The organism is Polyangium jinanense, from assembly GCF_028435265.1.
In the GTDB taxonomy this organism is placed as follows: Bacteria; Myxococcota_A; Polyangia; order Polyangiales; family Polyangiaceae; genus Polyangium; species Polyangium jinanense.
Genome location: NZ_JAGTJK010000026.1, coordinates 90426 through 115023 on the forward strand (window position 1 = coordinate 90426; position 24598 = coordinate 115023).

The following is a 24598-nucleotide window of genomic DNA, read 5'->3' on the forward strand; positions in this document are numbered from 1 at the left end:
CGCGGGATGGGCGCGACGTCCTCTCATTCCCGGAATCTCCGGAAGAATCGAGACCCTTCATGCTCTCTGTTCGCTCTCGCGTCGTCCCCGAAGATCGGCCCCACCTCATGGACGACGCGCACCTTCATAATGGACGCTAATCTTTTGAAGCAACCTAAAAATAATTCATGCCGCCGCGGGAAGGCGCGCCCGTAGCTTTGCCCACGGGCCTTCACGCTAACGGATGCACTTCGTGTTCGCCGCAATCATACATTGCGGGAGCGAGCGCCCGCGCCCGCGCCTCCATCCCCCTCTTGCCTCGCTGCCCGCCTCTCGGTTAGGCTCCCCGCCGTTCGTCCGCCATGCACAAACTTTCCTCCCTCCCGCCCCTCACCGAGCCCGAATCCTTCGTCCGCGCGATGGCCAAGCTCCACCGCCGCCTCGCCGAGGATCTCCGCCAGCGCGCCGCCGACCCTCGGGTCGACCCTTCCCTTCGCGAAGCGCACGCCGCCGATCGCAAGCAGGGTCGCACGGGCGAACCCTTCGAGACGTACCGCGAGGCCTTTTGTGATCAGGTCGCGGCGAGCTGGGTCCTTTGCGCGGTCTTTGCGCGCACGCTGGAGGATCGCGGGTATCTGCCGCATCGGCTGGCCGGACCCGGCGCGACGGAGCGGCAGGCCATGTTCCGCGCGTCGTTCAAGTACCTGGGCGATCGTGATTACCTGCTGCACGTCTTCGACGCGATTTCCCTTTTGCCGGGCGGGCGTGAGGTGTTCGGGCCGGGGTATGCGCCGCTGTGGCGGCTCGGTCCGACGTCGCGGGCGATTGGCGAGCTTCTGGACGAGCTTCGTGCGGAGGAGAAGGGGGCGCTGCGGTATTCGTTCGGGCGTCCTTCGGGGGAAGCGGAGCACGAGGGGGCGTCGACGCGGTACCTCGGGGATCTGTATCAGGACCTGAACGAGGGGGTGCGGAAGCGGTATGCGCTGCTGCAGACGCCCGATTTCGTGGAGCGGTTCCTGCTCGACAACACGCTCGATCCGGCGATCCGGGAGCGTGGGGTGGCGATGACGGTGCTGGATCCGGCGTGTGGATCGGGGCACTTGCTGCTGGGTGCGTACGATCGTCTGTTCGAGGCGCGCTTGCGTGCGGAGCCTGGGAGGCCGGTGGCGGAGACGGCGCGGAAGGCGCTGTCGCAGGTGTACGGTGTCGATCTGAATCCGTACGCCTCGGCGATGTCACGGTTCCGGTTGCTCTTGAGTTACCTCGACAAGGCCGGCATCACGAGGCTGGAGGAGGTGCCCGAGCGCCTACCCTTGCAGGTATACGTGGGGGATTCGCTACTCGCGGGCCTGTCTGAGATCCAGGTGGAGTTCGGGGATCTGTTCGCGAGGCAGGGGCAGGAGGCGGCGGGGTTCGAGCGGGGGCCGGTGTATTCGCTGTTCGACACGGCGGCGGACGTGCTGCTGAAGAAGACGCGGTTCGATGTGGTGGTGGCGAATCCGCCGTACATCACAGAGAAGGATGCGCAGAAGCGGGAGTTGATTCGGAAGCATTACAAGGCGGCGTCAGGGCAATATGCATTGTCGGCGCCTTTCGCGGAGCGGATTTTTCAGCTCGGAAATGTCGGCGCATGGACGGGACAGATCACCGCAAACTCATTCATGAAGCGGGAATTTGGAAAAGCGCTCGTGGAGCAGGTATTGCCGAGCTGGGATTTGACAGAAGTGATCGATACCTCGGGTGCCTATATCCCGGGCCACGGCACGCCAACCGTCATCTTGTTCGCTCGAGCGCAGCGCCCGATTGGTGCGAAGGTGTGGGCGGTGATGGGGAACCGCGGGGAACCAAGCACGCCGGAGGTTCCAGCGGAGGGGAAAGTCTGGTTAGCGATCGCGGACCACCATCTCGATGCAGGATACGAGAGCGAGTTCATCTCGATCGCCGAGGTACAGCGGGAAAAATTGGCAAATCATCCCTGGAGCCTAGGGGGCGGCGGTGTTGCGGAACTAAAGGAACTTATTGAAGAACGATTCGAGAAAAGGTTGGCTGATGCGGTAGAATTGGTTGGCTTCGGTGCTGTGACCCGTGAAGACGAACTGTTCGCGATCCCCATCGGATGTTCGACCAGGTGGCGCTTGCCTCATGCACATGTCGCTGCCTACGGCTCCGGTGAATGTATAAGGGATTGGAGCTTTGTTCATACGACGGATATCGTGTTCCCGTACAATCAGGCAGGGACTGCGCCCATTAATGCACTTGGAGAGTTCGGGCGCGTCGCATGGCTTTACCGGGCCCAGTTATGGGAGCGGCAGGGCAAGGGGTTCAAGACGAAGCGGGATGCTGGTGGAGAGTTTTACGAATACTCCATGTTCTATCCGGAGCGACACTTTGCGCCCCGCCGGATCACATTTGCATTTGTAGCGACCCACAACCACTTTGTTCTCGACCGCGGCGGCAAAGTTTTTAAGCAATCTGCCCCCATCGTCAAGCTGCCGGATGGTGCGACGGAGGAGGAGTACCTTACGCTTCTGGGCTATTTGAATAGCTCCGTCGCGTGCTTTTGGATGAAGCAGGTCGTGACGAACAAGGCTGGAAGCGGCATGGGGCGCGGTGTCCAGTCGGAGTCTTGGATGGATCGATACGAGTTCAATGGCAGCAACCTCGTCGATCTGCCGCTCCCCGATGGAATCGAGTTGCTCATCGGCCACGCAAGGTCACTGGACGAGCTTGCCTGGAAGCGTTTGGAACTTTCGCCAAGGCTCGCAATCGAACGGGCTGGCGTACACGAGGTAGGCAAGACGCTTCGCGAATATGCCGCCCAGGATGTCGAAGTGCTGGAGCAGATGATCGCACTCCAGGAGGAGCTCGACTGGGCTGTTTACGAGCTTTGCGGCTTGCCCTCCGTTCGAGAACCCAAAGTTGCCGGCACGAAGAGCTTTCGTGCGTTCGAGATCGTCCTCGCACGGAGCGGCAAACCAACCGACTGGTTCCCGCGGCACGGAAGGACACCGAACCCCGAAATCCCCCGTGGTGAGTTGACGGCGGAGGAAGCCAATCTGCTTGAGCGTCGCATTGCACTCATCAGCAAAGACGCTCAGCTTCGCGTGCTCGAATCACCGGACTTCAAGCGCCGCTGGGTCCCCGAAGACCGTGCCGTCCAGGTCACGCAAGCATGTGAGTCTTGGCTCCTCACCCGCACCGAAACCTTCTTCCAATCCCGCGACCCCCGCCCCCTCCCCATCCGCACCCTTGCCGCCGAGCTGAACCACGATCCCAAAGTCCGCGCCGTCGCCGAAGTCCTCACCCATTCCAGCACCTTCGACCTCGAATCCCTCCTCGCCGACCTCCTCCAAAAGGAATCCGTCTCCTCCGCCACCTGCCAGGTCTACACCGACGAAGGCATCGAAACCCGCCGCGCCTGGGAGCGCGTCTGGGACCTTCAACGGCGCGAGGACGCCGGCGAAACCGTGTCCATCGAACCTCCCCCCAAGTACGACCAGAAAGACTTCGAAAACGCCGCCACCGTCTGGCGCCACCGCGGCAAGCTCGACGTCCCCAAGGAACGATTCATCGCTTACCCCACCGCCACCCCGCCCGCCGGCGCCTCCGGAAAGGCCGGCCTCGTCTTCGGCTGGGCCGGCTGGGACCACCTGCAAAAGCTCCAGGCCACAATCGAGCTCTGGCAGGAGGAAATGGGCCTCCACGGCGGCGACGTCCTCCCCCGCGCCACCCGCAAGGACCGCGAAGAATCCCTCGGCCCCGCCGCCGCGACCGACGACGCCCTCACCCGCGACGCCGCGGCCCGTCACAAGCTCGCCCCCCTCCTGCAAACCATGGTCGACCTGCTCCCCTGGGTACGCCAATGGCACGACGAGGACGGCGAGACCGCGAGCCAATTCGAGGCCTACGTGTCCGAGGAGGCGCGCAAGATCGAGATGTCCCTCGACGAAGCGAGGATCTACCGCAGGCCTGCACGCACGCAGACGCGTGGCCGCAAGCCTGCGTCCGCGTCCGCCTCCGCCTCCGCCTCCGCGTCCGCTTCCGCCCCCGCGTCCGCCTCCGCGATTCTGGAGGCCGTTAGGGCGGCGGATGGCGGGGCCGGCGTGGCCGTGGCCGGGCTCGCGGAGTCGCTGTCGATGAGCGCGGCGGCAATCAAGAAGGCCGTGGATGCGCTCGTCGAGGAGGGAAAACTCGTCGAGCGGAAGAAGCGGCCGAGGATGGTGTCCGTCGCGGGGGATGCAGGGTAACGAAGCGAAGGAGAGGCGTGCGTTCGCCCTCCCCACCCATCACCCGTCCTCCCCGCCCTCCCCGCGCGCCTGTCCTGCGTGTCACCCGCTCCCGCGGACCGGCATCACCAACGTCCACACGTGTCACCTCCGCGAGCCACACCCGCGTGGCACCTTTGACGCGTGTCACCCGCCCTTTCCGAGCGCCGGGACGGCCTGCCACGTGTGTCCATGCAACGACGAGCACGAATTCGCCCGCTGCCACACGTATCATCTGCCCGACCCGAACAGCCGCCGCGACCGACACACGTGCCAGGCACCGTGCCGGCACAGGACCACCACCTGACACGTGTGGAACCCGCAAAACGAGCAGGAAATCGGCAATGGAAACAAAAAACCCCCTCTCCAGGGAGAGGGGGTTTCGGGGGTGAGAAGGTCTCACCCCCGCGAAAGCGTACGTCTCAGCTCGACATCAACCCACCGGCTCCGCCGGCTCCGCCCCCTTCTTGCCCGACGCCCGGCCCCGCGTCGGAATCACCTCGTGGATGTCGACCTCGCGCAGCCCGTGACCCTTGTAAAGCCGCTTCAAATTCGCGAGCTCCATCTGTGCTGCCCGCCCGAGCGCCGTCCGCACCCGCCCGAGCATCTCGAGCTGCGTCTTTGCGGCCATGGCCGGCTCCACCTTCGCCCGCAGCAATGCCGCCGCTTCCTCGACGGCGTTCGCGGCCGCCTCCCGCACGCCCGCGGGCAGACCCGGATGCACCGGGGTCCGGAGCAGCGAAACCAGAAGCTCCATCCGCCGCGGCTGCGTGGCGACGTCCCCGTCCGTGTAGAGCGCGATTCCCCCGGGGAAAAGCAGGCTCAGGTGCGGATCCACCGCCGGCCGCCCGAGCGCGTTCCAGATGTCGTCCGACACCTTGCCGAGCAACTTGTCGGCCTTGCCGTTCTCCGCCGAAAGCGCCGCGAGCGCCGGTCCCGCCTTGGCCTCGGCCTCGGCGATCTGGGCCTCCACGCTGCTCACCACGGCGAGCACGGGCCCGATCCGTTGCTCGGCGAGCGCCTGAAACGTCCCGCCCCGCACGACGGCACGGTCGTACGTCGTGCGGGTGTCCGCGAAAATGTCCTTTACCGGGGCACGCTTGCGAATGACCTCACCCATGAGAACCTCCCTTTCTGGGGGGCGACGAGCGCCTCGGACGGGAGCGGGAGCAAAGGGTGGGCCAGGAGGCCGTTACACGTTCCGCAGGAGGTGCCCCTTGCGGGGAGGCCACGTCAACGGGTGCGTGGCGCCGGCGAACCGCTGGGCGACGGCGGGCTCCTCGAGGGCATCGGCGAGGTCGTGGATCAGGGAGCGTACGAACTGGGCATGCGTGGACGTCGCCAGAACGGCGGGCCAGTCGAGCTTCGAGAGCGCGTTTCGTCCGCCTCCCGTTTCCTTGTAGGCCTGCGCCTTGGTCCCCGTGGGATCGCAGAGAAACTGGACGTACCGCTTCGGGTGCCGCGCCCGATCCGCCGACGCCCAGGGAGGTAACGCATGCTTGTTTTTGTGGTTCGGGGGCGCGAGGAACTCGCGGTCGCTGACCTGGAACGACGACTCCGTGTTGTTCGTCGTCGCATCGAACGTCGAAGCGCGCGTCGCGCCAGCGCGCGTGAGGGCAGCAGGTTCGGCGAGGAAATAGGCCTCGACCATGGGGCTGAGGAGGTGGAACGAGCAGCGGTCGCGCACACGCCCGAGGGCCCTCTCCCGCGCGCTCTGGCCGGGATAATGACGCTCGACGTGGGTCTCGAGGGCGGTCCGCACGTAGTGGATGGCCCGCTCGGGCCACGGTAGGTTGTCGAGCTCGAGGTCATCGACGAGCACCACGTAATCGGGGGGAGGCTCGTCGCGACGGCCAGGGTCGACCTCGGACACCAGTGCCTGCGCGAGCTTCTCCGCCGCCGTGGGTTTCTCCTCCGTGCCTCGAAGCGGCGTTTCGAGGAGCGCATTCGAGGTGAAGCTGTCCTTCGGCGGACGCACGACGAACGTCACCTTCTCCTTCGGGAAGAGCTGCGCCAAGGACTGGTCGAGGGCCACTTCGGTCTTGCCGGTGACGATCAAGACGACCCGCTTCATTCGCGTTGCTCGCCGTCCTTGTTCTGCGCGCCGAACTCGTCGTGGGCGTAGAGATCGCCGAGCGAGAAGTGGGCGAGCCACTCCGGATCGTAGATCTCATCGAGCTGGAGCGGCGCTTTCGGGCGGCCTGGCTCCATCACGAAGAGGTGACTGGGCTCGTCCTTGAATTGATCGATGACCACGGGAGAGTGCGTGGCGAGGACGATGGAAATGCCGGTCTGTGCAGCCCAGCTCCGCATCGCCTCGATGATTTGCCGGATGGCGTATGGGTGCAGGCCGTTTTCGACCTCGTCGATCGCGACGGCGCCGGCGGGATCGGTGGAGGCGACGGCGGTGAGGTGAAGCAATGCGACGAGCCAGCCGGTCGCCGCGAAATAGGTCGATATGCGGAGGTCGGGTTGTGGCGCCACGATGCGCCCCGAGACCGTCTGACCGGCCATCTCGAAATCCAGGTCGTCGAACGTGTCGGGAAAAGCGGCCTTCAAGCTCTCGATGACGAACTCCCAGCGGGGACGTGTCTCCATGCGGTCGCGCCAGTTGCGGAGGACGGAGAACACGTTGCGGCCGTCGGGGTGCAGGTGCTCGTCGGAGGATACCTGCGAGCCGTTCACCCGGATATTCGCCAGATCATACGTTTGATAGAGCCGGTAGCCCGCGAGGAGGTTGACGAGCGGCTGCAGGCCACCTCCTTCGGGCAGCTCGGCGAACCGTGCGAGCAGGGGCCGGGCGTCGTCGGGGCGCAGGGCAAGCCCGGGAATCGGCGCGGTTCGGTCGAAGACAGTCGCCTCGCCCACGGTCGCTCGTTCCCCGTGGAGAGGGGTCGTGAAGGCCCCTTTCGGGGAAAGGTCGAGCCGCCATACGAGATCGTCGAGCGCTGCGCCGAGGATGACGGGGGCATTGCGGTCGGCGCGGGCATTCCGAAGATTGCCAGGGCCTCCGCGCGCGTCGATGGCCCGGGTCACGTCATACTGGAGGGCGTGCCTGAGGAGCTCGGGGATGTCGAGGAGCGTCGTCTTGCCCGAGCCATTGGGCCCGACGAGCGCGGAGACGCCGCGCGGCAACGTCCAGCGGACGTGACTGAGGGCACGGTAGTTCTCGACGATGATCGTGAGGCACATCTCGGGTGTGAGAACGACCGAGGCTGCGTGGGCGGCAATGGCATGGGAAGGCCGGGAGCTCGCCGGATCGGGCGGCGGCACGGAGTCGGCCGCCTTGGCCAGGGCGCGAGCCCTCTCGAGGACCGTGTTCCGCACGAGCGGATGGACGTCGTACCATTCGCGTCCGTCGCGATACTCGAGGACGAGGTGCGCGTCGGACCAGCGCGCGACATCGGCGATGCTCTCGGGCCCTGCGAGCGCGAGCTCGTGGGTCTCCGCGATCCGAGCGAGGGGCACGATCGAGCTCCCGGCGGAGACCATGAATTCGCTTTGGAAAAATCCGATCGCGTTCTCCACGACCTCCGCGCTGACAGGCAGCGTCCGGGCGCGGCGGATGATCTCTCCGACGAGGCGGAGCAGATCGCGTGGATTGCCTCCGGAGTGCGTGATGACTTTGAGGACGAGATCACGGGAGCCAAGGAGGCGCATCGTATCGAATCGAGCGCCGAGGAGGGCCTCCAGCGCCTCGATTCCCGGCCACGACGGGAATCCTCGCTCGCTGCGCACACGGACGGCGGGAACCGACTGGATGATCCCGGCGAGGCGGATGGCTGCCGCCATCTTCGCATCGAGCTTGAGATCCGGCGGGACGGTGCACACCACATGCAAACCCCGGATGCGGAGCTCACTCGCGTACTGGACCAGGAGGTCGGCGATCGCGGCGTGTGCGAGCTCCTTCGTGGACGTGGTGCGTACGTGCTCCAGCGAATCGACGATGAGGACGGTCTCCTGTGTGGAGAAGCCGGGGTCGTCAGCGAGTCGAATCCCGGCCCAATCATATTCGAGCCTGTTGTGACGAATGGGCTGGTTGAAGCCAAGGAGGAGCGCGTCGAAGAACTGGTCGCGGGTCAGAAATTGGTTGTTTCCGACGCGGAGGGTCGCGTCCATGTCCACGTAAGCGACGTCGTAGCCCTCGTCGTGGAGCCTCAGCCCGAGCCGCTTCAGCTCCGTGGTCTTCCCCGTCCCCCGAAAGCCAGTGACGAATTGCAGGCTTTCCCCGGCGGAAAACTCTATTTCGCGCGCGAGCCGCTCGACCGGATCCTCGCCCCGCGCCGCCTCACCGAGCGCGACGTACCGCGTGTCGTTCACGTAAAGCGGAGCATCCACCACGGCCTGGAAAGCTGCCTTGAGAAACTGGCGGTCTTCGGGCGTCACGTGGGCACGCTACCATCGACCGCTTCCCCGGGCCAAGCGGCACCCAGCCTCCACGCGACCCGACCCCAACAAACTTCTTCCCCCTGCCCTGTCCCCCCGCGTACACTCCCGCCCCCGAACGCCCAGCGTTTTGCCCGACCATGCCTCCCACCCCGCTTCGCCGCTATTTCCAGCTCCCCGACGACGTCAAGACCGTCGACTTCGTCCACCAGATCGACCGCGCTGCCACGGCCGAACGTATCCAGCGCACCCTCGTCGACTACCAGGTCACCCCTTCCATCGCGCGGAACCTCGACCGCGCCCTCGACAACGTCCGCCGCGGCATCGAGGACCGGCGCAGCGTCTTCACCTGGATTCACGGCAGCTTCGGTTGCGGCAAGTCCCATTTCATGAACGTGCTCAGCCTGCTCGTCGCCGACGAGAAGGCCGTCTACGCGCTCCACCCCGAGCTCGAGGCCCAGCGAAAGCAGTTCTCCCCCGGCGTCATCGGCAAGAAGCTCTTCCGCCTCCACGTCCAGTGCATCAGCCGCCAGGCGCGCACCCTGGAGGAGATCGTCCTCGGCGCGGCCGTCGAGGAGCTCGCCCGACTGCACCCCGACGCTCCGGCGCCGGCCCTCTTCGAGGTGCAGAAGCTCTTCGCGAGCGCCAAACGCCTGCTCGAAGACCTCGGCGACGAGAAGTTCTTCGCGGCGTTCCCCTCGAACAAGAGTGGCGGCGACGACTGGGGCGAGCTCGGGGGCTGGGACCGCGCGCGGTTCGAGGCGGCCATGGAGCTCGCCGGATCGGCGGAGGCGCGCGCGCTCGCCGGCGAGCTCGCGAAGACGCCGTGGCTCGAAGGAATGGCGGCGGGCGCCGACCTCGTGAAGCTCGGGCCGGGCCTGCAGATCCTCGCCGAGCACCTCGCGCGGCTCGGCTACGAGGGCGTGATCCTGTTCCTCGACGAGCTCGTCCTCTGGCTTTCGACCTTCCAGGACCCGAAAAAACTCGCCCTCGAAACGCCCAAGGTCTCCACGCTCGTCGAGCATGGCGATTACCCGCCGGCCCTGCCCTTCTTGACGTTCGCGGCCCGGCAGCGGGATCTCTCGGAGATGGTCGGCAAATTGACGGTCGGCCGCGACGAGGTGATCTTCCGCGATCAGCTCTCGTTCTGGAAGGACCGCTTCGAGACGATCTCGCTCGAAGACAAGGATCTGCCGCGCATCATCGAAAAGCGCGTCCTCCGGAGCGCGGGGCCCGAGGCGAAGGCGGAGATCGACCGGGCCTTCGAGGCGTACAAGCGCGCCTTTTCGTCCGACTTCCGGCAGCTCAATGGCAACCAGGGCGACGTGGACGATTTTCGGCGCGTCTATCCGTTCTCCCCCGCGCTCGTCGAGGTCATGGTGGCCCTCTCGGCGACGCTCCAGCGGGACCGGACGGCGCTCCGCGAGCTCACCAATCTGCTCGTGCGATACCTGCCCGATTTCGAGCTCGGCAAGGTCGTGCCCGTCGGCGACCTCTTCGACGTCGTCGCGCACGGGCAGACGAGTGATCTCCAGGCGATCCAGAAGCTCTACGAGCAGGCCCGGCGCATTTACGAGAACGACCTGCTCCCGCACATCCGCAAGAAGAACAAGACGGCGAGCCCCGAGAAGTGCCAGCTCCTCCGTGAGGAATTCGATGCCCGCCTCGGCTGCTCGGGGTGCCCCGAGGCGGTATGCCGCACGCAGACGCGGATTGCAAAGACGGTGCTGCTCCAGGGGCTCGTGCCCAATACGCCCGTCCTCAAGAACCTGACGGCGCAGAGCCTGGTGTACCTGAACAGCGGCACGCTCAAGTCGAAGGTGCCGAACCAGGAGCCGGCCATGGCCGCGAACCTCGTGCGCGAGCTCTCGGGCGTGACGCCTGCCGTGCACGTCGAGGGGGCGGCGAACCCCGCCGTGCGTTGCATCCTCGACGTCATCGACGTGCGCCGCATCCTCGACTATTGCCGCGATCTCGACAACGAGCAGCGCAGGCGCATCCGCGTACGGCAGATCCTCTTCGAGCGCATGGGCGTGAAACTGGAGGATCAGACGGGCAGCCGGGTGATCGAGTGGCGCGGGCGAAAATGGCGCATCGGGTTCGTCTACGACAACATCCGGCTCGTGAACGAGCATGCGTTCCAGCCCGCGGAGGGCGAGGATCTTCGGGTGCTCGTCGATTACCCCTTCGACGAGGTCGGTCACAGCCCGCGGCATGACGAGGAGCGCCTTCGTGATTTCCTCGACGGCCTTTCGGGGCAGGATGCGGAGCGCGGATTGCCGACGGTGGTCTGGCTGCCGGCGTTCATCGACGAGGACACGCGGCAGGTGCTCGCGGACCTCTGCATTCTCGACGGGCTCTTGCCGCTCCAGGACAAGGATCTCGCCGCGCGTGTGCCATGGATCAGCCTGGACGAGCTCGGGCGTGTGCGCGGGACGCTGGAGCAGCAGCAGGCGCACAAGCGGGCGCAGATCGAGAATGCGCTGGCCAGCGCATATGGCGTGACACACACGTTCGATGCGCATCTCGCACCGGGGCTCGCCCCGGAGCATCGGGCGTATCTGCTGCGGCACGAGACGCGGCTGTCGGTGCCGGCGGACGGACTTTTCGAGCAATCCCTCGAGGCCATCGTGAAGCAGGCGCTCGAAGCGCGGGCACCGCGGCATCCGGTCTTCACGAAGGTGCCCACGCGAGCACGGATCGAGGGGGTGCTCGATCTCGTGGGCCGGCTGCTCGACACGCCCGAACGGAGGGCGCGCTTCGACCGGGCGCAGATCGACGATCTGCGCGCCATTGCGGCGGCCGAGCACCTGGGCGTCGTGCGGGTCATCGAGGAGGAGGCGACGTACGCAGGCGGGATCCTCGATGCGATGGCGAAGAACCTCGCCCAGAACAAGGGGACGCTCTCCGTGGGGGCCGTGCGCGCGGCAATCGATCCAGAGGGATTGATGGACCTCGCGCGGGAGGTGGAGGATTTTCTGGTCCTCGCCTACGCGAAGGCCGCCGCGAAGCCGCTGCGGCTCATGGCGCACGGGCACGTGGTGGAGGGGCTGATTGGCAAGCTCGCCAATGATCTCGCGCTCGTGCCGGTGGAGCTGCCGGGGCAGGAGACGTGGCAAGCGGCGCTGCGGGCGGCGGAGCTTCTGGGGGTGACCCTGGGCAAGGCGCTGACGCCGCAGCGGGTGGACGATCTCGCGGTGAAGGCAAGGAAGGCAGCGGGCGAGATCGAGACGAGCCGGGTGGCGGAAGCGCTCGTGCTCCTGGAGGAGTGGCAGAGGCTTGCGGGCTGCAAGGAGCCGGTGGAGTCGACGCCGCGGGGCGCGACGCTCGGGGCGATCCGCGATCTCGTGACGGCGGTGCTCGGGGCCGGAAACGAGTCGGCGCGGGTCGTCGAGGCGCTCGGGCGGCTGCCCTGGGACGCGGCGCGGACGACGGCGATCACGCACATGACGGGGTCGCGTCGGATCGAGGCGCTCCTGGAGACGCTGCGGAACGAGAGCCTGAAGGCGCCGATCGCCGGAGGGCAGAACCTTTCGGTGGATCCGGCACGTCGGAGCGACGTCGCCGCCGCGATGGACAAGGTGCTCATGGCGCTCGTGCAGAACGAGAACGTGGTGGCGCTGCGGCCGGCGCTGGAGCAGGAGGGGGCGCGGATCACGCGGCTTCTGTTCGCCGCTCCTCCGGTGCAACCCCAGCCGCCGCAACCGCCGCCGCAGATGTTCAACCCTCCCCGCAACGAAACGGCGCCCGTCGCCTCTCTCCCTTCAAGGAGAGGCGTTGGGGGTGAGGATCGTCCCACGACAATCGACGCCCCCGTCCTCCTGAAAACTCCGGCCGACGCCGATCAACTCCTCCTCGTGTTGCGCGAGCGCCTGTCCGCCGGAAAACGCCTGCGCGTCACCATCGAAATCGTCGACGGAGACGAGACTCCGTGACGGCGAGCGAGGTGCCCGAGGCGCCCGCGCTCACGCGCGAGCACATCAAAAAAGAGCTCGATCTCCTGCACCAGAAGCCGCGTCGGGCGCGGCGATCGGCGCTCTTCGCGCGGCTCGCGGACAAGGCGGACGACGGGGCGACGGTCGACGTCGTGGTGGGCGGAGAATCCACGCGCTTCCGGATCGTGGCGACGTCAGGCGAGCTCGATCTGCGGCAGAAGCTGGCCAAAGAGGAGGAGCCGACGGCGTACGTGGTCTCGTTCTCGCGGCGGCTGCCGCGGGACATCGAGGCGAGCCTGGCCGGAGGGCGGCTGTTCTGGCCGCAGATCGAGTCGCTTCTGCCGCGGCGCTTCGGGGCCAAGAGCTGCACGCCGCGCATGCGCGGGAGCAAGCTCCGGCTCGTGGCGCAGCGGGAGGGCACACGGACGTACGCGCAGGGCGAGGCGCCGAGCATCGATCTCGACGACGCCTGGCTCGTCCTCTTGCGGAACCGATTGGGGCTCGAGGCCGTCCCGACGGAAGCGCAAGCGTTCGCGGCGGTGCTGCTCGACCGGGAAAGGCGCGGAAAATCCCTCGCGGCGGTGCTCGCGGAGGTCAAGGGGGCGCGCGAGGAGCTCGGGCAGGTGCTCGATCGGCGGCTCGGGGCGAGCGCGCGGTGGATCGTCGCGGCCTGGCTCGACGATGCGGCCGTGGAGCTCGCGGCGATGGCCGTCGTGGGGGAAGCCGTGCGCGCGGCGCTGGGAGATCGGACGAGCCAGTCGTTCGCGCTGCTCATGACGGTCCTCGAGATGCGCGTGCGGCAGGTCGCGGGGCACCCGCTTCTGCCGCTGCAACAGGCCAAGGAGGGGGCGCCGGGGCTCGCGAAGGCGCTCGTGGATCTCGGGTACCTGGTGCCGCTTTTCTGGCCGAAGCTGGAGGGGCAGGCGCACGATCCGCTGCGGCGCGCGATCGTCGGGGAAGCGGAGACGCTGCTCGCGCTGGAGCATTTGCGGCCCCTCGCGCTCGGATCGGATCGGCTGCCGTTCGTGTTCGCGCACCGGTGCAAGGTGTTCCTCGAGGCCATCGACGCGGCCGTCGCCGCGTCCGACAAGCCGGGCGTGATGGACGTGGTGGACCGGACCGCGGCCGATCTGCTCGCGCACGACGGGGCCCGGGGAGAACCACGGCTCAGGGACCAGGTCGAGATGGCCACGCGGCTCGCCGCGTTCCTGGGGGAGCCAGTGGCGCAAAGCGGCCCCGTCGAGGCGCCGCACGCGGAGGTCGTCCGGCTTTCGACCTTCCAGGCCGAGGCAGGCGGCTGGGTGGATTGGGCGAGGCAAGTGGCGCGCGACGATGGGGCCGGCCCGCTCGGGAAAGGTCTCTTCGGGCTCATCGCCGCGGTGGACCGCGTTCGCGACGCGCTCGATGCACGGTTCGCCGCGGCGTATGCGCGTGTCCTCGGCCCGCGGGGCGATCGCGGGGCGCTCTCCGGGATGGTGCGCGTCGAGGGGCGCCATCAGCAGGTGCTGCCCATCGAGGAGGTCCTCGCGAGGATGGGGCTCGTGGTCCTCGCGCGAAGCGAGGAGCTCAAGCTGCTCGTGCTTTGCATGGACGGGATGAGCTGGGCGAACCTGGCGGAGCTCTGGGGTTCGATCGCCCGCACCTCGTTCGTGCCTGTTTCGCGCGGGCCACGCGCGGCCGTCCTCGCGCACGTGCCCACGATCACGCGCCTGTCCCGGAGCGCGCTGTTCGCCGGTCGAGCCCTCTTGCCGGGCGAGCCGCTGGACACCACGCGGGACGGCGAGCGGCTGGCAAAGCACGCGACGATCCGGCAGATGAACGAGACCCCGGTCGTGCTCTTGCGAGGCGACGTGCTCGGCGAAGGCGGGGGGCTCTCCGATGACGCGAACCGGCGGGTGCGGGGGGACGAGCGAATCGTAGCCGTGGTGGTGAACGCCATCGACGACCAGCTCAAGGGCTCGGTGCAGCTCCGGGTGACGCTCTCCGTGGAGCACATCCTGCCGCTCAAGGAGCTGCTCAAGGCGGCCGAGGATACGGGACGGCTGGTGCTGCTCGTGAGTGATCACGGGAACGTGAACTGGCAGCGCTTCGTCGGGGCCGCAGTGCGCACGGGCGGCAAGGATCCGGAGGGGATGGATCGCGGCGCACGGCATCGCTTCCTGCGGGCCGAGGAGGCCGCGGCGCCGGACGAGATCGAGCTGCCCGTGGGGGCGCTCGCCGGGGTGAAGGGGGTGGACCGCGTGGCCGTCGCCGTCCACGAGGCGATCCGGTACACGCCGGTGCTGCACGCGGGCGAGCACGGGGGCGCGAGCCTCGGGGAGGTCGTCGCGCCGGCGGTGCTGCTCGCGCCGCGGGGGCTCTTGCCCACGCTGGAGGGGCTCGACGTCGACGTCTCCCCGCTCGAACCGCCGGCGTTCTGGACCCGGGAGGTGAGCCGCGTCGAGCGCGAGGTCAAAGCCCCGGCACCGCCTCCGCCCCCGCGCGAGGTCGCGACGCCGCCGCCGGCCCCCACGAAGAAGACGGCGCAGGTTTCCCTGCCCTTCGAGCCTCCACCCCCGGAGGCGCCGCCGGAGCTCGTCGTCGCGCTTTTCCGATCGCCGCTCTACAAGGAGCAGATCAAGCAGATCCCCGAGCCGGATCGGCCGCATTGCCAGAAGGCCATCGAGCTGCTCGTGCGGCGAGGCGGCCGCATGGCGCGGGATCCCTTTGCGGTGGCGCTCGGTATCGACACGGCGGGCAAGGGCGTGCGGGTGCCGGGGTTCCTGTCGAAGCTCGAACGGGTGCTCAACGTGGATCAGGAGCCGGTCGTCGAGATGGATTCGAAGGGGCAGATCATCACGCTCGACGCCGAGCGGCTCCGCGTGATCTTCCTGGAGGACGGCCATGGCTGAGCTCGAGCTTCCTTCGAAGGCGCGCCGCAAGGACATCCTCCACGCGCTGCGAACGGGCACGGTGCCGGACAAGGGGCTCGAATGGCTCGCGGTGGGTCTCGATCGATTCGAGAAGACCATCGGCGAGGAGCTCTCCGAGTGCGCGGCAGGCCGGAGCCGCGTGAAGGCGGTGCGGGGCGATTACGGGACGGGAAAGACGTTCTTCTCGCGGTACTTCGCGGCGAGGGCGCTCGCGCTCGACATGGCCGTCACCGAGGTGCAGGTGAGCGAGGTGGATACGCCGCTCTACCGGCTGGAGACGGTGTACCGACGCGCGCTCGAGCACCTGCGGACGAAGGAGCGTGATCGCGGGGCATTCCGGCAGCTCGTCGAGCGCTGGTTTTTTGATCTGGAGGAGGAAGCGCTCGCCGCCGAGCCGGGCCTCGGCGCGGATCCGGCGCGGATGCACGAGCGCGTGGCGCTCCTTCTCGAAGAACGACTGCGCGTGGTGGCCGAGGATCAACCGGCGTTCTCGTCGGCGCTGCGCGCGGCGCATCGAGCGCGGCTCGAAGAGGACGAAGCGACGTTCGAGGGGCTCGTCGCGTGGCTGATGGGGCAGCCGCACGTGGCGGCGACGGTCAAGCGGAAGGCGAACCTGAAGGCCGACCTCGATCACACGGGAGCGCTCGCGTTTTTGCGGGGCTTGTTGCTGCTCCTGAAGCAGACGGGGCGGCCGGGGCTCGTGCTCGTGCTCGACGAGGTGGAGACCATTCAACGGGTGCGCGGCGACAGCCGCGAGAAAAGCCTGAATGCCTTGCGGCAGCTCCTCGACGCGATCGGGCGGGGCGATTATCCGGGGCTGTACCTCGTGATCACGGGGACGCCCGCGTTTTACGATGGACCGCAGGGCGTGCAGCGCCTCCCGCCGCTCGCCGCGCGGCTGCATACCGATTTCGACGAAGACAGCCGCTTCGACAACCCGCGCGCGGTGCAGGTGCGTCTCTTGCCGTTCAACGAGGAGCGGCTCGTGGAGGTGGGCAAGCGCGTGCGAGAGCTTTACCCGGCCGACCACCCCGAGCGGATCCGGGCGAAGGTGACGGACGACGTGCTCCGGGCCTTCGCGCGAAACGTGGCCGGCAAGCTCGGGCAGCGGACGGGGATCGCGCCGCGGCTGTTCTTGAAAAAGCTCGTGGATCGATTGCTCGATCGGGTGGATCAATTCGAGGACTTCGAGCCGCGGGAGCACCTCGACCCGCGGATCGCGGCGGCCGAGATGACGGCGGAGGAAGCCACGGCCGCGGGGATCGCGCGGAGCCCGGACGACATCGTGCTGAATCTGCGGGGCGAGGACGATGGCTGACGCGAACGAGAGCGCCTTCGAGCGCCTCGGCGCGGCGGTCCGTTACCACATCGTCCACACGCTCGGCTTTTCAGGGCTCCGGCCGGTGCAGGAGCTGACGGCGCACGCGATCCTGGACGGCGACAACTGCGTGGTGCTCGCGCCGACGGCGGGCGGAAAGACGGAGGCGGCGTTCTTGCCGCTGCTCTCGCGGATGCACGGCGAGGGTTGGGGCGCGCCGAGCGTGCTTTACCTGAGCCCGATCAAGGCGCTTCTGAACAACCAGGAGCCGCGGCTCACGAAGCTCGCCGGGATGCTGTCGCGACGCGTGTTCAAATGGCACGGCGACATCGGCGCAAACGAGCGGGGGCGATTCACGCAGGATCCGGCCGACATCTTGATGACGACGCCCGAGTCGCTGGAGGTGATGCTCGTATCGAGCCGGGTGCCGAGCGAGCGGCTCTTTCGGGCGCTCCAGGCGGTGGTGATCGACGAGGTGCATGCGTTCGCGGGGGACGACCGCGGCGCGCACCTCGTCTCGCTGCTCGAGCGATTGCAGAGGCATGCAGGGAGGGATCTCCAGCGCATCGGTCTTTCGGCGACGGTGGGCAATCCGCTGGAGATCCTCGCGTGGCTCGGCGGTACGAGCCGTCGCAAGGGGCGGCTCGTCGATCCGCCGAAGCCGCCCTCCGCGGCGGAGGTCCATCTCGACTGGGTGGCGAGCGTGCCCAATGCGGCGAAGGTGATTGCGGGGCTCGACCCTGGGAAGAAGCGGCTCGCGTTCGTGGACAGCCGGCGGCGCGTGGAGCAGCTCGGCGAGGCGCTGCAAGGGGCGGGCGTGACGACGTTCCTGATGCATTCGTCGCTCTCGGCGGACGAGCGGCGGCGGGCGGAGCAGGCGTTCGAATCGGGGAGCGATTGCGTGATCGTGGCGACGTCGACGATGGAGCTCGGCATCGACGTCGGCGATCTGGACGTGGTCTACCAGGTGGACGCGCCGCCGAGCGTGGCCAGTTTTCTGCAAAGGATCGGGCGCGCGGGGCGGCGAGCGGGGACGAAGCAACGGGCGACGTTCTTGTGTACGAAGGAGAGCGAGCTCGCGCTGTCGGCGGCGCTCTTGCGGCTCTGGAAGAGCGGATACGTGGAGCCCGTGCGGCCGGAGCGGGCGGCGTTTCACGTGCTGGCGCAGCAGATCCTGGCGCTTTGCCTGCAGGAAGGCGGCGTGCCGATCGCGGATTGGTGGGCGTGGGTCGCGGGGGCTGTGTGTTTTTCGGAGGTGACGGAGCGGGAGCGGGAGATGCTCCTCGGGCGGATGCTCTCGGAGGGGATCGTGGTGGCCGCGGATGGGCGCCTGATCCTGGGGCCGAGGGGCGAGGCGCTGTATGCGCGGCGAAACTTCCAGGCGCTGTATGCGATCTTCGAGGCACAGGCCTTGCTCCAGGTCTTCTGGGGGCCGCGCGAGGTGGGGACGGTGGATGCGTTTTTCGTGCAATCGCTGCCGCCCGCGAGCTCGTTCGTGCTGGGAGGCAAGGCCTGGCAGATCACGCATATCGACTGGAAAAAGGGGCTCTGCGAGGTGGCGCCGGCGCCGGAGGGGCGGCACCTGAACTGGATGGGGCCGCCGCGGCTCATCGCACGGCGGATCTGCGAGGAGCTTCGGCGGACGCTCCTCGACGAGGCCGAGGATCCGTGGTGGACGAAGCGCGCGCGGGAAGCGATGCGGGCTGAGCGGGCGGCGAATGTGTTTCTCGCGGACGAGGCGATGCCGGTGATGGAGTCGGCCGGGGAGATCGTGTGGCACACGTTCCTCGGGGGACGAGCGAACAACCTGCTCGCGAAGCTCCTGGAGGAGCGGTTGGGATCGCTGGTGGTGCCGGGGAACATGGCGATCAAGGTGCGCGGGGGTGCGGCGCGATCGGGGGCGGCGGTGCGGGAGGCGATCCGCGCGCTCCGGGCGCCGGGGGCGGTGACGGAGGCGGATGCCGTGAGGTTCGCGGCGTCGTGCGCGCGGGAGCCGCTGTCGAAGTTCCAGCCGTGCTTGCCGGAGGAGCTCGAGTTGCGATTTCTGGCGAGGCGGGTGGTCGAGGTGCCGTGATCAGCCGAGCCGCGCCACGAGGCCGGCGAGCGGCAAGTGCACCCTCACCTGCACGGATGCTGCACCGGCCGCGAGGAGCGCATCGGCGTAGGCTCGGAGCTGTCCGTGGGCGCCTCGGATCTCCTCCAGGGCGTCGAGCTCGCCCGCGAGCACGACCTTGTGGTCGATGACGACGAGTGTCTCGCCCGCCATCACCAGCAAATCGAGCTTGCCCCGCACGAGCGTCCCCGCGGCGAGCCGGTGCTCCACGGGCCACTCGCGGCGCAGGATCGCACCGGGCCAGCGCGTGCCGAGCCAATCGGAGAACCGGCGACCCAGGGCGAGCACGTCCTCGACCGGGAGGGCCTCGGCGACGCCCCACGCGTCGAGGAGGCGAGCCGCGAGCTCGGCGCGATCGTCCTCGTCGAGGCCGGGGCGATCGGACGCGAGGAACGCGTGGACCGCGCTCCCGAGCGCCGCGGGATCGACGGTCGCGCGGGCCGATACGCGTGGGCCGATCCGCTCGATGTCGAGGACACTCCCCTGCCCTTCGAGGTTCGACGGGGCCAGCAAGGCGGGGGCATACGTGCGGGGCGACGGGCGATCGAGGATCTCCGCGTGGGCCGGGTCGGCCTGCGAGGAGACGAGCGACGCACGGGGCGCAGGACGGCGCACGGCGACGCTCGTTTGCCGTCCACCCCAATCGACCGAGACGAGGGAGACGCCTTCCCGCGAACGGGCGGGCATCGGTTCGGCAAGGGGCGCGCCGCCGCCGCGGGTGAACAGGCGGAGCGTGCCCTCCGAGAGATCCCGGCTGCTCGCGAGCACCAGACGATCCCGGGCCCGGGTGAAGCCGACGTAGAGCAGGCGCAGCTCCTCGCGGACGGCGTTTTCGGAGGCCTCGGCTGCGATCGGATGGGCGCGGAGGCGCTCGGTCAGCGGCGAGCGCTGGAAGCGAAGCGGAGACGGCCAGTATCGGATCGTGCGTCCCGCGAGGGGCGCTTGCAGGAGCGGTCCGCGCCCGCGGCGATCGTCGACGTGCACGCCGAGCGCGCTGCGCGAGAACGTGCCGTCGAGCTCGTAAAGAACGACGATGGGCCATTCCAGGCCTTTCGCGGCATGCCACGTCGTGATGGAGACGGCATGGCCCCCACCGGGCGTGGCCTGGGCGTCTTCCAGGCTCTCGGCGAGTCCTTCGAGATACGCGACGAGCGCCGCCGGGGAAGCCGCGCCGCCGCGGTGGCGCGCGAGTCGCACGAACGTGACGGCATGGGCGCGAAGCGCGTCGAGGTTGGCAAGGCCCTGCTTGCCGCGGCCCCAGCGCGCCACGAGGTCGTCGAGGCGAAGGGCACGCGCGACGGCGTCGAAGGCCTCGAGCGCCCCCGCGAACGGGGAAACGTCGCGCGCCCCGAGCAAGCGCGCGATGGGATCCACGTCGCGCCATCGATCCGGATCGTCGCCTCGCAGAAGGATGTCGATGGATGCGGCGCCGGGCTCGGTCAAACGCGCGAGCTCCGCCCGGGCGAGCATGTCGTCGGGATGAACCCAGAGCCCGAGGCCTGCCGAGGCCGCGCGGCCCTCCGGCGTGCCGAGCAGGCCACCGAGCGCGACCTCGGCAGCGATGTCGACCTTGCCGAGAGCGGTCGCGACCGCGAGGCAGGTCTCGCGGCGCCGGCAGAGGACGGCGATGTCCCCCGGACGAACCCGCCGCGGAGCGCCCTCCTCGCCGCGCACGTACACCGACGGGTCGTCGAGGAGGTGGCGCATGGAGAGAGCCAGCTCGGCGGCTGCGCCCGAGCCGCTCGGGAGGTCGAGCCGCCACCGCTCGACACAAGGCCCGAGCCGCTCGGCATCCTCGGGGATCGCCGGTTCGAGGGCGACGCGCGCAGCCGAGAGGCCCGCCTCCCCGAAAGGCGGCACGAAGAGCGCGTTCGTGAGGTGCACCAGCGGCGCCCGGCTTCTCCGGCCCACGGAGAGCGTCTCGGGCTCCTTTCCGTGGAGGACCTCGGCGATCACGGCCTCCATGAGGGAGGGATCGGCGCCGCGAAACCCGTAAATGGCCTGCTTCTGATCGCCGACCCACACGCTGCGCGGCGCGATGCGGGCGAGGGCGAGGAACAGGGCGAGTTCGAGGGGGCTACTGTCCTGGAACTCGTCGACGAGGACGAGGGACACCTCCTCGGCGAGGACCTCCTTCACGTCCTCGCGATCGAGCAGCGCGAGCGCGATCGTCTCCTGGTCGATGAAATCGATCGCGCGGCGGGCCGACTTGAACCGCTGGTAGGCGGCGAGCGAGCGCCGCGCGAGGTCGAAGCAGAGGCGAATCGCGAGCTCGTTGTCCTCGCGGAACGTCGGATGCCGGAGGAGCACGCCGGCCGCGCGGCGGACCTCTTCGCAGGCCGCATCCGACTTGCTCGCCGCGGCGAGGTGGGCGAGCTCGACCCAGGAGGGCCACGGCAAGGAGCGTTGCGCCCGGAGGTGATCCTTGGCGCGCTCGTAGGCGGCGAGCGTCTCGGCGGACTTTTTCGTGGGATCGGCGCCCTGCGTGATTTTCTCGCGCAGGCGCGTGATGGCCGTGTCGAGGGCCGCCTCGAGTCGAGCATCGAGGACGTCGCCCCGCTCCGTGGGCTCGTCGAAGAGCTCGAAGAACCCGCGGACACTTCGCTCCCGGTCGCCGTCGAGGGCGTCGAGCGAGATGCGGTTCATTCGGGCATCGTCGGCGATCTGCCGGACGATCGATGGCCACGGAAATTCGTCGAAGCACCCGGACAAACGCGCGAGCTCGGCCAGGTCGTCACGCGAGACGACGTCCCCGAAGCTGCGACGGAACGTCTCCTCGGCGCGCGTTTCGTCGAGCACGATGAGCTCGGGGGAGACCCCGGCCTCGAAGGCGAACTCGGAGACCAGCATGCCGGCCACGGCGTTCACCGTGCCGATGCGCGCGGCGCGGAAGAGCTCGGCGTCGTCCGGGCGTCCTTTGCGGAGCAGGAAGTCGCGGCCTCGACCCACGAGCTCCGCGGCGGCCTTGCGCGTGAAGGTCGTCGCGACGATACGATCGGGCGCGATGCCGAGCTCCGTGACCGCGTGCTCGAGCTCGCGCGCGAGGCGCGTGGTCTTGCCGCTGCCGGCGCTCGCCGAGACGATGTCGATGCGCCCCTTCGTCATGCGCGGTTCTCCCGCCCGCAGAGCAGGTCGAGCTTGCAGTACGTGCACGGGGCCGGCAGGAGGAGGTGACCGCGATCGACACGTGCCTCGCGGAGCGGCGTATGCCGTTCGGTCGCGACGCCGTCGGCCTGGATCTCGCCGCGGGACAGCTCCGCAGTGCGACGGGCCCAGGCGTGCTCCGTCGCGGTCCAGGTTTCGTCGAGCAGCTCGGGCCGGATCTGCTCGGCGAACGCGATCGCGGCGCCGCGCACGAGGAGCCGCTGGCTGCGCAGGATGAGATAACCGAGCGAGCGGATCTCGTGGCCCGCGCGGCCGAGGAGCATCGCATACGCCGCGAGCTGGAGCGACGTGGCGCCGCGTAACTCTCCGCGGCGGTAGGCCTCGCCCGACCACTTGAAATCCAGGAGCACCAGGCGTTTCCGAGGATCTTCGAGCACGAGATCGGGCGTGCCGCGAAGGACCCCCGGGCCGAGCTCCGCGCGGATCTCCTGCTCCACGGTGTGGATCCGCAGCCCCTCGGCATGCATCACGCGGGCGAGAAGAGCGGCCGCGCCGCCGACGGCGTCTCGCAGGAGCAAGAGCTCCTGCTGGTGGCCGTGCAGGAGAAGCAACGCCGCATGGGTCGGGAGCAGGCGGTCCAGGATCGCGAGCGTGGCTTGCCGCGCGTCGCCTTCCGATTCGCTCGGAAAAACGCCCTCGCGAGACGCCGCCGCCAGCACCTCGTGCGCGAGCAGGCCATGCAAGCGGCTCTCGACCACGAGGCGGGGCGAGGTGCGGGGACGGATCCGGCCCATGTAGTCGAGCGCGTAGCAGAACGAGCATCCGAGGAGCTTCTGGAGGCTCGAAGGCGACTCCGCGGGCCGCGGCGAAGGGGGCCGCGAGGCGTGATGCTCGCGGGACGGACGCTCGGCTCGGGTCACGACGACCGTCGTTCGTGCGGCGGGTTTGCCCAGCGTTGGCGCCTCGAAATGCAGGTGCCTTCGATACCGTCCGTCGTGGAGCCGGCCCGCGATCTCGTCCCAGAGCGGGTGCAGGGGCCTCGCCTCCCCGATCTCGTCCTGGTGCGGCGCAACGAGGATCAACGTCTCTTCGGCCTGGTGGAGAGGCCTCCGCGCCCGCGCCGCCGCGGCGCGTGTTTCGTCGCCGAGCGAGGGCAAAAACACACCGATCGACGCGAGGGCCTGTCGCTCCGAGGCCCGGAGGGAGACGTGGGAACGTCGCGAGCCGGCGTCGTGGAAGTTCCACCAGACGATACGCCGCGCCGGGCCGGCCACGCCTCCGGGCAGGCCCACGCCCGCATACCCCGACAGCGCGGGCCTGCGCATCGCCGCGCCGTTGCCGACGACGCTCGCAAGCACCGCGTCGAGCCTCGGCGGCGAGAGCCGGCGCAGCTCGGCGAGCTCGAACCGGCCACGCAATGCTTCGGCCTGCGCCACGACGAGCGCGTGCGCCGGGCTCGTCGCGGCATGAAGGCTCGCCCAGCGTTCGAGGAGCTCGACGCGAGGCAAGAGGTCGTGGACGCGGATCTGGGCGTGGCGATCGGCAATGGGCACGAAGACGGTGTCGAGGATCGCCCGAAAGGATTCGCCGCCGGGCACCTCGTTCGAGACTGCGCGCCAGAGGGGATTTCCCACGGCGGGCCAGACCTCGAGCGTCGCGGCCAGGCGCGCCGCCACGGTCCGGTCGAGGGGATGATCCGGCAGCGTGAGCCAATCGAGCGCGAGCTGAGGATCGACCGGGCCCCAGGCGAGCTGAAGCGTCAGCGGGAGAAGGGCGGCGAGCGCGCCGGCGTCGTGCGCCGAGCTCGCGCCGAGCGTGGGCAAGCCGAACTCGGCCAGGGCTTCGTCGAGGATTCCATCCGGCCCGATGAAAAGCGTCTGCCCGAGTCCCGGATCGGCGGCGAGCGCGGCGGCGAGCATCCGTGCGCCCTCGCGTGGCCCATGGCAGCGGACGAGCTGGAGGCTCGGATCGCCGGGCGTGATCCGGGCGCCTTCTCCCCGCGCTGCGGCGAGGTTTCCGGCGGCCTGGGCGTCGGAGAGGGGCTCCGAGACGATACGTACCCCTGCCCTTTCGAGCGGCGCGAGGACCCGCTGCCACGCAGCGGAGAGTGTCGCCTTGGGGACGAGGAGCCGCACCTCTTCGACATCGACGGATCGCCCCTCGAGCCAGCCGGAGACGCGTTCGATGCGCTCGGCGGGGCCCGGCGGGAGGCCCAGGGTCACCTCGGCGAGCTCTCCGAGGCGCCGCTGCCCGAGCCGCTCGCCACGCCAGCCGTGCTCCCAGAGATGATCCCGCCACGCGAGCAGCCGGTGGGCCGTGGCCCAGGGGTCGGTCTTGGCCGAGGCTCCGTAAAAGTGGTCTTCGCGAAAGAGGCGCGGAACGAGCTCGGCCGCGCGATCGGCGAGGGAGGCGTGCGGCGTGGCGAGGCCGAGGTGGGTTTCGAGAAGCGCGAGGAACCCCTCGGGGCCGAGCCAGGCGGCTCCGGCGATGGCATCGGCGGCGCCGCGAGGACCGGGCCAGGTACCGTGATCGAAGTCGGGATCGAAGAGGATGCGCAAGCAGGGGGATGGTAGAGGATTTCGTGG

General features: G+C 68.7%; 10 protein-coding genes. 5 read left to right on the top strand and 5 right to left on the bottom strand.

The features are described 5' to 3' along the window. The first annotated feature begins 341 nt into the window (after window positions 1–341). Window positions 342–4226 (top strand): BREX-2 system adenine-specific DNA-methyltransferase PglX, encoded by a 3885-nt coding sequence (pglX, locus tag KEG38_RS34490; protein WP_272424494.1) that lies wholly within the window; start codon window positions 342–344, stop codon window positions 4224–4226. Between the two features lie 451 nt (window positions 4227–4677). Here the strand turns inward: pglX and KEG38_RS34495 are convergent, their stop codons facing one another. The 3 genes from KEG38_RS34495 to KEG38_RS55745 form a co-directional block, all read right to left on the bottom strand. Then, window positions 4678–5364: a hypothetical protein gene (locus KEG38_RS34495; RefSeq protein ID WP_272424496.1), complete on the bottom strand. Its 687-nt coding sequence runs from the start codon at window positions 5362–5364 to the stop codon at window positions 4678–4680. Window positions 5365–5436: 72 nt separating this feature from the next. Continuing rightward, on the bottom strand, window positions 5437–6318 hold the full coding sequence (locus KEG38_RS34500; protein WP_272424497.1) for a nucleoside/nucleotide kinase family protein: 882 nt from the start codon (window positions 6316–6318) through the stop codon (window positions 5437–5439). Next, a complete protein-coding gene (locus tag KEG38_RS55745; protein ID WP_272424498.1) occupies window positions 6315–8630 on the bottom strand; it encodes an AAA family ATPase in 2316 nt (771 codons plus the stop codon). The genes KEG38_RS34500 and KEG38_RS55745 overlap by 4 nt, the downstream gene beginning before the upstream one ends. A gap of 140 nt (window positions 8631–8770) precedes the next feature. Between KEG38_RS55745 and KEG38_RS34510 the strand changes: the two genes are divergently transcribed. The 4 genes from KEG38_RS34510 to KEG38_RS34525 are packed head-to-tail and all read left to right on the top strand — an operon-like array spanning window position 8771 to window position 18869. Continuing rightward, the gene (locus KEG38_RS34510; protein ID WP_272424500.1) at window positions 8771–12565 is read left to right on the top strand and encodes a DUF6079 family protein; all 3795 of its coding nucleotides are present in this window, start codon (window positions 8771–8773) and stop codon (window positions 12563–12565) included. After that, complete coding sequence (gene pglZ, locus KEG38_RS34515; RefSeq protein WP_272424502.1) at window positions 12562–15456, top strand: BREX-2 system phosphatase PglZ; 2895 nt, start codon at window positions 12562–12564, stop codon at window positions 15454–15456. The genes KEG38_RS34510 and pglZ overlap by 4 nt, the downstream gene beginning before the upstream one ends. Further along, a complete protein-coding gene (brxD, locus tag KEG38_RS34520) occupies window positions 15449–16795 on the top strand; it encodes a BREX system ATP-binding protein BrxD (RefSeq protein ID WP_272424504.1) in 1347 nt (448 codons plus the stop codon). The genes pglZ and brxD overlap by 8 nt, the downstream gene beginning before the upstream one ends. Further along, window positions 16788–18869 carry a DEAD/DEAH box helicase gene (locus KEG38_RS34525; RefSeq protein ID WP_272424506.1) on the top strand — a complete coding sequence of 694 codons (2082 nt, stop codon included), beginning with the start codon at window positions 16788–16790 and terminating at the stop codon, window positions 18867–18869. Before brxD ends, KEG38_RS34525 begins: the two co-directional genes overlap by 8 nt. Here the strand turns inward: KEG38_RS34525 and KEG38_RS34530 are convergent, their stop codons facing one another. Then, window positions 18870–22013, bottom strand: a complete 3144-nt coding sequence (locus KEG38_RS34530; protein ID WP_272424507.1) for a UvrD-helicase domain-containing protein — start codon at window positions 22011–22013, stop codon at window positions 18870–18872. Next, entirely contained in the window at window positions 22010–24571 is a 2562-nt protein-coding gene (locus tag KEG38_RS34535; protein ID WP_272424508.1) for a PD-(D/E)XK nuclease family protein, read from the bottom strand. The genes KEG38_RS34530 and KEG38_RS34535 overlap by 4 nt, the downstream gene beginning before the upstream one ends. Window positions 24572–24598 lie beyond the last annotated feature (27 nt).